This is a genomic window from Dickeya oryzae (assembly GCF_009372235.1).
Lineage (GTDB): Bacteria > Pseudomonadota > Gammaproteobacteria > Enterobacterales > Enterobacteriaceae > Dickeya > Dickeya oryzae.
In genome coordinates, this window is record NZ_ML762922.1 from 211,571 (window position 1) to 224,766 (window position 13,196).

Consider the following 13,196-nt stretch of genomic DNA (forward strand, 5'->3'; position numbering starts at 1 on the left):
CATGAAAAACGGCACCTTCGGGTGCCGTTTTGCTTTATCACTCAATCGTTTCTCTCGCCAGCGAGCTTATGCACCACACAGCGCTTACTGCCAACGTGGAATGCAAATATGGATCTGTAATCCTCCCTGCTGACGATTCTCCGCCTCAATCCGGCCGCCGTGCGCCACCACCGCCTTGCGGGCTATCGCCAGCCCCAGCCCATACCCTTTGCCCGACTGCGGCGAATCGATACGCATAAACGGGTCGAAAATGCTGGAGAGCTTGCTCGCATCCACGCCCGGGCCGCTATCAGCCACACCGATACACCACTCTTTCTCGTCGCGAGACAAGGTCACCAGCACCTGCTGACCACGTGACGAGAAACGCAAGGCATTACGGATGATGTTATCCAATGCATGCCGCATCAATTCCGCCGAGCCCTTAACGGTATAATCGTCGTATTCGCCGGGGCTTAACGCAATATCGACCCCGGGCACCTGCGCTTCATAGCGGGCATCGTTGACCACCGCGCTCACTAATCCGAGCAGGTCAAAATACTCGTCACTATTAACGGCATGGCTATTAGCCATATGATTCTCAGCACGGGAGAGCGTCAACACCTCGCCTATCATCTTATCCATGCGCTCGGCTTCACGCTCCATACGCTGTAACGCGTTTTCCACGTTGTCGGGGTTCTGGCGCGCCAGCCCTATCGCCAGTTGTAACCGGGCCAATGGCGATCGCAACTCATGGGAAACGTCATGCAGCAGTTGCTCGCGCGCACTCACCAGTATCGACAAACGGCTGACCATCGCGTCAAAGTCACGAGCCACATCGCCAATCTCATCATGGCGGCGCCGCATCGACGGATAAAGCCGTACCGACAGGTCACCCTGCGCCACCTGCTCGAAGCTCGCCCGCAACCGTCCAAGCGGACGCGCCAGATTCCATGCCAGCATCGCGCTAAACAGCAACCCACCCAGTGCCCCAATCCAGATCATCGGCAGCGGCAAATGCAGGAAAAACGGCAGCGACGCCGGGGGTTCCTTCGGCATCACATCATGCCGCCAGCGCGCGATATCAAAACTTACCCGGTAACGCTGCCCGTCAGGGCCTTCCACAGCCTGCTGCAACGCCTGATCCGCTCGGTCTGAGAAGCGTCCTGGCTCTGGCGGAGGCCCAAATCCCCCTCTACCGGGGTGCGGTGGCTCATCCGGCATTCCCGTGCCCGGCAAGGGTTCGAGATTGCCCGTGTCGTTATCACCGACCACCGACACATTGATATAAACACGCTCGTTCTTCGGCCAGTCGGCCAGCGTTTTCCCCAGTTCAGCCATTCCCCCCTGACGCAACGCCTGTACCGCCAGTGCCATTTGAAACGACGCGGTATATTTGACCTGACGCATTTCCGGTGGCTCGGGGCGCTCGCCGTAAAACGAGAACCCCACCCACAGTAGCTGTGAAATGACGAAGAACGTCAGCCACAGTCCCAGCAGGATCTTCCAGAACAGCCTTCCATGCATCATTAACGGATCCGATAGCCAACGCTGCGCACGGTCTCGATGGTCAGGTTACACTCATCCAGCGCGGCCAGTTTCTGACGAATATTACTGATGTGGACATCCACACTGCGGTCATAAGCCTCACGGCGACGCCCCAGACATTTCTCCGACAGTTCATCTTTGGTCACGACCCGGCTCGACGAACGCATCAGCAGTTCCAGCAGGTTGAATTCCGACGCGGTGAGATCAAACATCTTGCCACGCCACTCGCTGCTGCGCGTAGACGGGCACACCACCAGGTCGCCATAGCTCACTGTCCCGGCGTCTTCGCTTTTTTCCGACTTATCTTCATAACGGCGTAACACCGCGCGCAAACGCGCCACCAGTTCCCGCGGATAACAGGGTTTCGGCACATAGTCATCCGCCCCCATTTCCAGCCCAATGACGCGATCGATATTGTCGCCTTTGGCCGTCAGCATAATGATGGGAATCGCGTGATTCCGACGTACTTGCCGCAGCACGTCAATCCCGCTCATGTCAGGCAACATGATGTCCAAAATCATCGCGGTATACTGACTGGACATGGCGCCGTCTATCCCTTCCTTGCCGGTCATGACCTGTGAAGTACTAAACCCCTCCGCCGTGAGGTATTCACACAACATGTTCCCCAGTTCAGCGTCATCGTCTACCAGTAAAATTTTCATACGTTCTTCCCATGCATTGTTACCGCCCTTATTGTCAGGGCTGGTCGCAATCTGCGCAGCAGTATTTACGGAATCCTTACCTTTTACTGTTCAAAACATAACGTCTGTAGATCGGAATAATGGGTGTGGTACACCGTATCTTCATCAGCAAGGTGGAAGGTGTGCCAGTCACCACGCGTTACACTAAAACGCAAGCGCGTAGACCGGCAGTGCGGCTCTGGCGGATATCCTCAGCCAAATACACCGGTAGACAGATAGCGATCGCCGCGATCGCACACCACGGTCACCACCAGACTGCCAGGATGTTCGGCGGCGATACGCAGCGCTCCAGCTACCGCCCCGCCGGAGCTGACGCCGCAGAAAATGCCTTCCAGCCGCGCCAGTTGCTGCATGGTGCTTTCCGCTTCCTGCTGCGATATATCCATAATTCGGTCAACCAGCTGTGGCTGAAAGATGCCCGGCATGTAGTCCGGCGACCAGCGGCGGATCCCCGGAATCTGGCTACCGTCTTGTGGTTGCAGGCCGACAGTGCACACCGTATCACTCTGGCTTTTCAGGTAACGGCTCACGCCAGTGATGGTACCGGTGGTCCCCATGCAGGACACAAAGTGGGTAAGTCGCCCTTCGGTTTGCCGCCAGATTTCCGGGCCGGTGGTGGTGAAATGCGCCAGCGGATTATCCGGATTGTTGAACTGATCGAGCAGCACGCCCTCGCCAGCCTGCGCCATTTGCCGGGCCAGATCGCGCGCGCCCTCCATCCCCTGCTCACGGCTGACCAGCAGTAGCTCCGCGCCGTAGGCGCGCATCGCATCCTGACGTTCCCGACTCATGTTTTCCGGCATCAGTAATCGCAGTCGGTAACCTTTCATCGCCGCCACCATCGCCAACGCAATGCCGGTATTCCCGCTGGTCGCCTCAATCAACGTGTCTCCAGGGGCTATCTCGCCGCGGCGTTCCGCCTGCTGAATCATCGACAACGCCGCCCTGTCTTTTACCGACCCAGCCGGGTTATTGCCCTCCAGCTTCAACCAGATTTCGCTGCCGGTATGCGCCGCCAGACGTTGTAATTTGATCAACGGCGTATTGCCGACGCAGTGTTCAAGCGTACTCACTTTCTCTCTCCGCACGACGTCAGGCGTCGCCAAAAAAACAGGCACCGCGATGCAGTGCCTGTTTGTCACTCGTAGCAAAACCGGATTCTGTTATAGCGATAGCAAACGATCAAGAGAAGGCGCGAAGAAGTAGCTACCGCTGACTGCACGGGTAAAACGCAGCATCTCGTCACGTTTGCCGTCACGGTCGCCGAACATACTCAACAATTGCTGTTCAATATTGTGAAGACGGGCGCAGTACGCCGCGAAATACAAGCCGTGCTTACCGCTGGCGGTACCATAAGGCAGGCTCTGGCGCAGAATTTTCAGCCCTTTGCCATCCTCTTTCAGATCGACACGGCTCAGGTGTGAGGTTATTGGCCGCGCGTCGGACGACAGTTCTTCATTGTCTTGCTTCGTGCGACCGATCATCTGTTCCTGCTGTTCGACGCTCATGCGGTTCAACTGGCGCAGATTATGCTCCCAGCGCTGAACAAACACATAGCTGCCACCCTCACCTGCCTGACCATCCGGTACGATGGCCACATCGCGACGCGTATCGCCTTGCGGGTTCTCGGTACCATCAACAAAACCGCTCAGATCGCGGTCTTCCACCCAACGAAAACCGTGGGTTTCTTCTTCGATGTTGATGGTATTGCCAAACGCAGCCAGCACCGCCTGCGCCAGTGAAAAATTGACGTCATGACGTAGCGACTGGATGTGAATCAGCATATCGCGCTGGGTCGCAGGAGCCAGCCCGTTACCCAACGGCGTGAAGGGTTTTAGCTCCTGCGCGCTGTTATCGCAGTCCAGCTCACGCCAGACATCGTAGCCAAATGCGATCACCGCGCCGAGCCCCGCGTCAGGGAAGCGCTGCTGTAACTCACTCAGCGCCTGACAAAACTTCTTGCAACCCTGGCGGATGGCATCAAATTCGCCCTGTACCATAGCCTCCATGAAGATGGCAAAACGGCGATGCTCCAGCAAAATACCGCTTTGAATTTGTGTCATCTGTTGCTTCCTCACTCGGTGCAGTTTCTTTTACGCTGACAAAACTATGCCGGACGGCTATCTCAATACTGCGTCAAAAAAATACGGGGCGCGACCTGCACGCCCCAATCGGATTCACATCATATCAAACGATGTTGACGATAACAGGATAACCTTACCAATAAAGGTAGAAATCGCAGGTGACTGTTTTTGCAAGGATGATCATCACAGACTACCGATTACTCCGCGTAAACGGGTTTCGGTGCCGGGGCAGCCACCTTGATGACCCAATACACGACACTGGCTGCCAGTAACGAGTTCAGGGCCGGAACACCCCATTCGGTGAACAGTCCAATGGCGCTCCCTGCCAGACTGGCGATCATCGCCGACCAGCCGATAGGTGGCGTACTGGCGGCATCTGGCAACTCACCGCGTTGGCGGCTTTCGTCCAGCACGCTCCGGCTGGTACGCAAAATATAGTAATCCACCAGCATGACGCCAATTACCGGTGGGAAGAACACCCCCAACAAGGTCAGGAAATCCACAAACCGGTCCAGAATACCGATCACCGACAGGAAAGTGCCGATGAAACCTATCAGTAACGTGATGGATTTATAGCTCAGCTTTCTGCCAGTGATGCCCTCAACCGCATTCGCAATCCCCAGCGATGAGGAATACAAATTGATGTCGTTGATACGCAACGTGGAGAAAATGACGGTAATCAACCCGATACCGCCCGCCGTTTGCGACATGATAGTCACGATGTCGGCGGTATTCAGCGCACGGGCAATCAGTATTGCCAGCCCGTTAACGACAAATTCGCCGATAATAATAGACAGCATGGTAATCCAGAAAACATGCCACCCACGACGGGAGTAACGGGTCATGTCGGGGGTAATCAGGCTCGCTACGATGCAACCGCCGACCACCATGGTCGCCCCGGCACTCACGGATATGGCCTCACCAGACACGCCCTTTTGCAGCAGTTCGGTAATGTTGTGGCCGGTGAGCGTCATAAACGAAATATAACCGACGACCATGATAAACAGCGGCACCGCAATTCTGGCGGTATACCGCAGCGCGCTAAAACCAAACGTGACTAACAACGTCAACGCACAACCAGAAAGTGCGGCCGACCAGCCGAACCCCAGTCGGTCGCCCAATGCAAAATTGAGTGATTTGGCAAACACGGCGTTTTGCACACCGAACCAACCCAACAGGCTGACAGCGATAATAGCGCCGATAAATACCGCACCGATGCGACCAAACCCACACCAGCGCGCCAGCAAACTCCCGGACAACCCTTCCTTCATGCCCGCGTAACCTAACCCCAGCGTTACAACGCCAAATATCGCACTGCCGATGGCAATAGCCAGAAACGCATCGCCGAGTGTCATCGAATGCCCCAGCACCGCACCCAACATAAACTGATCCAGTGCGGTCAGCATCCCTATATGCACCAACGCCACATTGAAAAACGGCAGTCGAACAGACATGGGAACCCGGCTTACCGGGTAGTCATCAATATTTTCCATTGCCGCTATCCCTGCTAGATAAATAGGATCCCTTTCGTCAACAATGAGTGAGGTATAAAACTCTCCAGGCCCTGTTGATAGCAAAACTCTTCAAACTGATTGAACGAATGCACACCCGCTTTTTGATACATACTTTGTATTCTGTTCTCGATAGTTCTCTTGGACAGGTTGAACTGTTTCGCAATTTCTTTGCTGGAAAAACGCCGCAAGACCAGGAAAAGCGTATCCAGTTCAGCACGGGTAAAAAGATCGGTGGTTATTTCGGTTTTCAGTACGGTTGGCTTGCGCCGATCGATATGAATCAGAGGTGATAATGTGGTCATCGGCCGGGCATTCCATAAAATGCCCACACACTCTTTGGCTGGATTAAAGAGCGGAATTTTTTCACTAATGAATGGTGACAGCTCCGCCTTGCCAAACCAATAGTGTGTTTCTATAACGGTAACCCGTTCAGCCCGATTCTCCGTTCGACGGTCGTGTTCAATAAAATCATCCGACAGTTCAGCCCAGGCTATCGGAAACTCGTCGTCGGATTTTCCCTCAATATCAAAATTCACCGGCGTATTCGTGTAACTGTACGCCGACGTATTCATATACACATGGCGAGAAGCCAGATCCTTGATTCCCCACGGTTCGCTCAGACTATCCAGTAAGGGAATAAACGAGCGAAGATAATCCGGTGATTCATTTATCATAAAAAATATCTCGCACACCAATATACTCACCAAAAAATAATAAACAAATGCAATTAGTTTTATATGTAATTCTTTGATTGAAGAAATTGAATGAAAATTTCAATAAAACCCATGCAAAACCACAAATTATTATCATCCTAATTAATCACCTCCATCACATAATACAAAAGCTTATAAGATATTTTTTAATTCAAGAGTATTTTTTACCTATACAAATATGTAATAGTAATCGCCCGTCACAAAAAATAGCAATCAGTCATAGCTAGCGAGGATAGATATAAATGCGCTCAAGGAGAACAGACTGGCATTCAGCTGATATTATTGCAGCTTTAAGAAAGAAGGGGACGTCTCTCTCTGCGGTATCCCGACAGGCAGGGTTAAGCTCTACAACGTTGGCAAACACCTTATACCGTCCCTGGCCGAAAGGGGAACTGTTGATAGCCAGGGCATTAGGGGTTGGCCCGGAAGAGATCTGGCCAAGTCGCTATTATGACCCGCAAACCGATACGTTAATTGATCGTCAAAAGCTGATGCGTAACAAATCCAGCCGGCACATTGCAGGTTAATACGTTATTGTCGCGAAACACAGAGCACGCTTATTTTCAAAACGTTCAATAATAACACTGCTCAGCATTGGCATGACGTAAAAACCTAACCCGAAGAGGTTCCCCGGGTCAGGCATTCAAATAATGCAGATAATGTATTCCCCTGTGCCAGATAGACACATCAGGGACGGTGTTATACGTGCAGGGTGGTACCTGAAATCGCGGACGCCACGGTGTCGGCTTGCGACACGACCAGACCCAAACGCTGGATGATGTCCTGTCGCAACAGATATTTCCTGATTTTCCCTGACGCGGTGCGGGGCAGATGGTCAATCACCACCAGATGCTCGGGGTATTTATACTTGGCGACACGCTTGCGGCCGAAAAAAGCGATCACCTCTTCCAGTATCAGCGTATGGTAGGGTTCCTTCAGTACGACGTAAGCGCAGGTACGTTCGCCCAGGCGCTCATCCGGCATGGCAACAACACCCGCATCACGCACCCGTGGGTGTTGCAAGAGAATTTCCTCCACCTCCCGACTGCTGATGTTTTCACCGCCACGGACAATAATGTCCTTCTTCCGACCGGTGATCTTGATATAGCCCGCCTCATCCATACGGCACAAATCACCACTGTAATACCAGCCTTCGTCGTCCAGCGCTCTCGCCGTCAGTTCAGGTTCGTCCAGATAGCCCATAAACACCTGGGGGCCACGGGAAGCCTCCTCCCCTTCATCACCGCAAGGTACTGTCTGCCGATGCTTATCAACCACCCGAATTTCAACACCAGCGACAGCCGTGCCATCGGTATTAACCACGCGGGACAGCGGATCATCCAGCTTAACCACAGCGTGGGGCGAGCTTTCCGTCGCACCATACACACTCAGCAGCTTGATGCCAGCTTGCAGACAGTCGCGGGTGATTTTTTTCGGGATCGTGGTGCCGCCGCACAGGAAAAAGCGCAGTGACGACAGATCGTAAGGGTGCTGCTGTACGGTACACAGCAAGTCATAGACGAACGGCGTCGCCCCCAGTACGCAGGTACAGCGCTCCCGTTCCAGTAAGGTGAGGCAGTGTGTCGGATTGAAGATATCCAGCAGCACACTGTGGCCCCCAATCAAGAATGGCAGGGTGACGCCGTGCAGAAACCCCGTCGCGTGCGCCAGCGGTGCTGGCATCAGGATGGTGTCCAGCCAGTTCAGATTAAGAGTGGCAGCGTAAGCTCGCTCACTGGCGAGAATATTGTTGTGGGTCAGCATTACTCCCTTGGGTACGCCTTCCGTGCCGGAGGTGAACAACACCGCAGCCAGTTCGTCACCGTTGACGCTGACCGGTTGCGCCAGCGGTAGGTAGTCCTGCAACAGTTGGCTAAGCGCTGGCGTCGAGGTCGCGGGTGCCAGTTTATCCACCGCTACCAGATGCTCTAAATACGGCAGTTGCTCGCGCAATGGCGTAATCAGTTCCAGCGGGCTGCTGTTTTTGAACCAGGTCGGCACAAACAACATGCGCGCCTGACTCTTGTTAAGAGTCCAGATCAACTCCGTCTCACGGTAGGCAGGCAGCAGCGGAACCGATACCGCGCCGACTTTCAGGCAGGCCAGATAGATTAACGTGAACTCGCTCCAGCCGGGAAGCTGGAACGCCACCCGGTCGCCGGGCATAATACCGCAAGCCAGCAAATACGCGGCCAGGCTCGCGGCAGCGCGGTCCAGTTCGGCGTAGGTATAGGTCGCACCTTGATTGTCGATAACGGCAATTTTGTCAGGTGCCGCCTTTACCGACTGGTGCCAGTAATCGCCAAGCGACGCGTCCCCCCAGTACCCCAGCCGCCGATAGCGCTCGCGGCGTTCGGCGTTAAATTTTATTGTGACCGTCATGATGTTATCTCTGTTTTATACACGGCCGCGCTATCGTGAAAGGCTTGCACGGTATCGAGCCATTCCATCATCCATCACCGACACGACGACCTCTCGTTGCAGGTGAGCACAGACCAGACAGAACGACTGGCTGGCCCCACTGCTGACGTGAACGTCTCAGCCAAAACGGAACTCGATACCGAACGTGCCCTGGGGATACTCCCATTTTTCCAGAATCGTATCGCCGCACAGTACCCGACAGGTGCCACACTCCAGGCAGCCAGCGTAATCAAAGTGGATATTGCCTTCGCCGTCCTGCTTATAAAGCCCCGCCGGGCAGGCTTTCACCAATTTGTTGAACTGCTCTTGCGCCGGTTTATCCATCAGCACGATATGCGGATTGCCTTCATCAACATGGAATTTGTTGATGCCCAGTTTGACGTCAACATTGACACTATTTTCGTTGCTCATAGCGCGGTCGCTCCCTTGATGCCATCTTTCAATAGATTCATCAGTCCCACCTGTTTGGCACGACCCAGGATTTTTGAGCGCATGGATTTGCTGGGGCCACCATCAATAATGAACATGTCGCTCATGATGTCGGCTATCATGCGCGGGTACTGGGTGAACATACGCGGGTTTTCCATCAGTGCTGGCAGCTTGCGGTAGCGGTGCATGTCTTGTAGCACGAAGCTCTGCTCCAGAGTCTTGCGGTATCCGGCCAGCCCATCGGCGGAAAAGTCCTGCCTGTTTTTCGCGTCAATGGCGGTCAATGCCGCTGCCTCTGCTGATGCGATGGCCAGGTCCATTCCCCGCACGGTATACCCCAGATTGAGGCACAGCCCCGCGGCGTCACCCACGATCATCACACCATCGCCCGCCAGTTGCGGCACCATATCCAGCCCCCCTTCCGGTACCACATGCGCGGAATACTCCCGCAGAGTGCCCCCTTGAATCAGCGGTCGGATAGCCGGGTGCTGCTTAAAATCTTCCAGCATCTGCGGCACGCTCTTGGTGGCGTGATCGATATCGCCCAAGCCACAGACCAGCCCCAATGAAATCGTATCCCGGTTGGTGTAAAGGAAGCCGCCACCCATCAGGCCGTTTGATGGCGATCCGGCAAACAGCCAGGCCGCGCCTTCGCCCGCGACGAGAGTAAAGCGGTCTTCAATCACAGAGGACGGCAGTGCAATCAGCTCTTTAACACCGACCGCATAATGGTGCGGTGATGACGGCTGTACCATGCCGATAGAACGCCCCAGCAGCGAATTGACACCTTCGGCCAGAATCACGATGTTGGCTTCCAGTACGTCGTCACCCGCCTGTACGCCGACTACCCGGTTGCCCTCGCGGACCAGAGAATCGACCCGCACGCCGGGAATAAACTGTGCGCCCGCTGCTTCCGCTTTTTCCATCAGCCACGGGTCAAACAAATTGCGCAATACGGTGTAGGAAGCCTTCGATGCGATATCTGGCTGTTCGCTGTGGTAATCCATCGTGATCGCGCTTTCTTCAGTGAGAAAGGAGATTTTTTCCCGGGTCACCTTGCGTTCGACAGGCGCCTCCTGCGCAAAGCCCGGCATAATCTTCTCCAGACTGTGCGCATAAAGACGCCCACCGGTCATGTTTTTGCTGCCCGCCGAGTTGCCACGCTCAATCACCAACACGTCCAACCCGGCTTTCGCCATCACATACCCGGCCACACAACCGGCGACACCCGCACCGACCACGATGGCATCAAATTTTTCTTCCGACATAGCGTCGTCTCCTTATCCCGCCACCAGCAGGGCGGCGGGGCCAGTGTCGTTAACGGGTCAACTGCTCGATCAGGGCGGGTACGACTTTGTAGATGTCCCCAACCAGACCGTAATCGGCGTATTTGAAGACGGGCGCGTTTTTGTCTTTGTTGATGGCGATGATGGTTTTCGCACTGTTGCCACCCACCATATGCTGAATCTGACCGGAGATACCCAGCATCAGATAAAGATCGGATTTCAGCAGCACACCAGAAACGCCGATGTAGCGTTCACGCTCCATCCAGTGCTCCCCTTCAGCGATAGGACGGGAACAACCGACTTCTGCGCCGATAGCCGTCGCAAGACCTTGCACCATACGCAGGTCATCCTGAGACGCCAGACCACGACCAACACCGATGACGCGTTTGGCTTTGCTCAAATCAACGCTACTCACGGATTTCGCACGACGCTCCTTGCACAGAATTTCCTGGCGCGGGGCAACATAGCTGGCCTGATAGACCGGGCAGTCGTGTGCCGGATTGGCAACAGCAGGCTCTAGCGCGCCGGGTGCCAGCGTGACAATGGCGATCGCGGTGTTGATCTTCTCGCGGCCAAAGGCCAGACCACCGTACATGCGGTGTTCAGCAAATACGCCGTCATCGCTTATGCTCAGGGTGGTGACGTCGTTGACCACGGCGGCATTGAGCAGAATGCTAAGGCGTGCAGCCAGCGCTTTGCCGCGTTTGGTGGAGGACAACAGGATAAGCGACGCGGTACGGGCATCGTCTGCCGGTTTTTCTACGACGGAAGCCAGCGTTTCGGCATAGTTTTCAATACGCTGATTTTGCGCATTCACGCCCAGAACATAGACGGCGTCCGCCCCCAGGGGTTTGACTGCCGATACTACGTCGTCATGCTGGACCAGCACATCAACGCGCTCCCCCCACTGACGGGCACCGGCCAGTAAATCGGCATAACGTTCGGTGTTGTCGCTGAACACCCATACATTGGCTACTTTACTCATGGTGATTGTTCTCCATTCCGGGTTAGTTCAGCACTTTCTTCAGATGTTCAGCCAGTTCAGCCACGGCTTCCGGCGAATCGCTTTCAATGATGATATGTTTGCGCTCAGCCTGGGGCGGTACATGGATAGCAGCCAGTTCAGTAAAGGGGGACCCGGGCGTCCACTCGATATCACCAGCTTTCCATTGCGTAACCGGTTTTTTCCCGGCACCGAGAATGGCTTTCATGGAAGGAATGCGGGGGACGTTGATATCAGACGCCACGCACAGCACCGCTGGCAGCGTCAATTCCAGCACCTCAACGTCCTCTTCCAGCGTGCGCTCAACGATGACGCGGTTACCTTCAAGCTGGATGTTGCTGACCGCGTTGACGGTCGGTACCTGTAGCAGTTCCCCGGCCAGCAGCCCCACCTGCTGGGCGTACAGATCGCCGGAACCTTCACCGAACAGCATCAAATCGAAGCCGATTTTGCCCGCTGCAGCGGCAATCGCCTGTGCGGTGTCCTTCGGCTGTGCGTTTTCCAGCCGTTCATCCTGCACCAGACAGAGTTCATGCGGGCCACGCGACAGCACGTCCTTGCGGACTTTGGAGTTTTCGAGATAGTGGCCCCCCACACAGAGTGCCGTTACCTGACCGTCATCCCCAACCAGTTGGGCCGCCGCTTCAATAGCGTTGAGGTCAAACTGGCTAATCTTGGCATCAGCGTGGTCGAAATTGAGCGTCCGCTCTGCGGTAACCACAATGTCTTGCTCTTCGGGTACCAGCTTGAAGCAGGTTATAATTTTCATGGTATCTCCTATCGGCAATCACAACGATTTGAGTGGGCAACATATTAAGTGGGCAACATAGGCGTCCTTACCTGAATGGTGATCCCCCAACAGGTCCATAAAACAATTCAGACGGATGCCGCTCGCTGGCAATAAATAATGTGGAGAGATGGGTTGTTGACTCATGTTTTTCTCCGGTTAAACAGGCATGGTTAAACATTAATAGCGCGATATCCCCCATCACCGAATGAGAAATACCGTGGCGTAAATAAAAATCGGTTCTCTCAAGGTGAGATAAAACTCATACCTCAGTTCATTCGTGTTAAACAACGCAACGCGTTGGTTCTGCAAAGAAAAAGCCTCTGGATAGAACAACTAATAAAGCGAAACTGAAGCATGAAGAATATATGCAGATATACTGATACCGACGCACGGTAAATACGACATGATAATATGTTTTAGTTACCAACTATCTTGCAAAAAAAAGTGTTAACTTGCTCAATGTGTTAATTAATTGTTTTATATCCACAGCCATTTCATCAGCCATAAATAAAAAATATGACTTATACACGGCGTTAACACACCAGGCAAAACCATCAATTCATGTGTGACCGCCATCATAGTTATGATCTTTTTTTCTGATTTTTTGATGTTGATTTACATGAAAAATAAAATATGACTCGAATTGTGAATCTCGTGTATCAATCTTGTAGATTATTCTTCCATTTTCTCTCACATGCTGACCGTATAATCAGGAGTAGCTTACTCCTCAC

12 protein-coding genes are annotated in these 13,196 nt (G+C 53.9%); 1 reads left to right on the forward strand and 11 read right to left on the reverse strand.

Annotation, left to right across the window (positions count from 1 at the left end):
- Positions 1 to 84: 84 nt before the first annotated feature.
- The 6 genes from FAZ14_RS08350 to FAZ14_RS08375 all read right to left on the reverse strand — a co-directional run bounded on the left by FAZ14_RS08350 (position 85) and on the right by FAZ14_RS08375 (position 6,497).
- On the reverse strand, positions 85 to 1,503 hold the full coding sequence (locus FAZ14_RS08350; protein WP_029456439.1) for an ATP-binding protein: 1,419 nt from the start codon (positions 1,501 to 1,503) through the stop codon (positions 85 to 87).
- 2 nt (positions 1,504 to 1,505) lie between these two features.
- Positions 1,506 to 2,186 (reverse strand): response regulator transcription factor, encoded by a 681-nt coding sequence (locus tag FAZ14_RS08355; RefSeq protein ID WP_016942280.1) that lies wholly within the window; start codon positions 2,184 to 2,186, stop codon positions 1,506 to 1,508.
- A 230-nt stretch (positions 2,187 to 2,416) separates the two neighbouring features.
- The gene (cysM, locus tag FAZ14_RS08360) at positions 2,417 to 3,298 is read right to left on the reverse strand and encodes a cysteine synthase CysM (protein WP_038925580.1); all 882 of its coding nucleotides are present in this window, start codon (positions 3,296 to 3,298) and stop codon (positions 2,417 to 2,419) included.
- Between the two features lie 90 nt (positions 3,299 to 3,388).
- Entirely contained in the window at positions 3,389 to 4,288 is a 900-nt protein-coding gene (locus tag FAZ14_RS08365) for a Dyp-type peroxidase (protein ID WP_016942282.1), read from the reverse strand.
- A gap of 218 nt (positions 4,289 to 4,506) precedes the next feature.
- Positions 4,507 to 5,802, reverse strand: coding sequence for a cytosine permease (locus tag FAZ14_RS08370; protein ID WP_038925581.1), 1,296 nt, complete (start codon positions 5,800 to 5,802; stop codon positions 4,507 to 4,509).
- Between the two features lie 14 nt (positions 5,803 to 5,816).
- The gene (locus tag FAZ14_RS08375; protein ID WP_016942284.1) at positions 5,817 to 6,497 is read right to left on the reverse strand and encodes a helix-turn-helix transcriptional regulator; all 681 of its coding nucleotides are present in this window, start codon (positions 6,495 to 6,497) and stop codon (positions 5,817 to 5,819) included.
- Positions 6,498 to 6,778: 281 nt separating this feature from the next.
- Between FAZ14_RS08375 and FAZ14_RS08380 the strand changes: the two genes are divergently transcribed.
- On the forward strand, positions 6,779 to 7,063 hold the full coding sequence (locus tag FAZ14_RS08380) for a helix-turn-helix domain-containing protein (RefSeq protein WP_071602832.1): 285 nt from the start codon (positions 6,779 to 6,781) through the stop codon (positions 7,061 to 7,063).
- A 172-nt stretch (positions 7,064 to 7,235) separates the two neighbouring features.
- Here the strand turns inward: FAZ14_RS08380 and fadK are convergent, their stop codons facing one another.
- The 5 genes from fadK to FAZ14_RS08405 form a co-directional block, all read right to left on the reverse strand.
- Positions 7,236 to 8,918 (reverse strand): medium-chain fatty-acid--CoA ligase, encoded by a 1,683-nt coding sequence (gene fadK, locus FAZ14_RS08385; RefSeq protein WP_016942286.1) that lies wholly within the window; start codon positions 8,916 to 8,918, stop codon positions 7,236 to 7,238.
- A 156-nt stretch (positions 8,919 to 9,074) separates the two neighbouring features.
- Positions 9,075 to 9,368 (reverse strand): ferredoxin family protein, encoded by a 294-nt coding sequence (locus FAZ14_RS08390; RefSeq protein WP_038903435.1) that lies wholly within the window; start codon positions 9,366 to 9,368, stop codon positions 9,075 to 9,077.
- Positions 9,365 to 10,654, reverse strand: coding sequence for an FAD-dependent oxidoreductase (locus tag FAZ14_RS08395; RefSeq protein WP_038925582.1), 1,290 nt, complete (start codon positions 10,652 to 10,654; stop codon positions 9,365 to 9,367). Before FAZ14_RS08395 ends, FAZ14_RS08390 begins: the two co-directional genes overlap by 4 nt.
- 49 nt (positions 10,655 to 10,703) lie before the next feature.
- Positions 10,704 to 11,657, reverse strand: coding sequence for an electron transfer flavoprotein subunit alpha (locus FAZ14_RS08400; protein WP_038925583.1), 954 nt, complete (start codon positions 11,655 to 11,657; stop codon positions 10,704 to 10,706).
- A gap of 22 nt (positions 11,658 to 11,679) precedes the next feature.
- The gene (locus FAZ14_RS08405; RefSeq protein WP_016942290.1) at positions 11,680 to 12,444 is read right to left on the reverse strand and encodes an electron transfer flavoprotein; all 765 of its coding nucleotides are present in this window, start codon (positions 12,442 to 12,444) and stop codon (positions 11,680 to 11,682) included.
- Positions 12,445 to 13,196 lie beyond the last annotated feature (752 nt).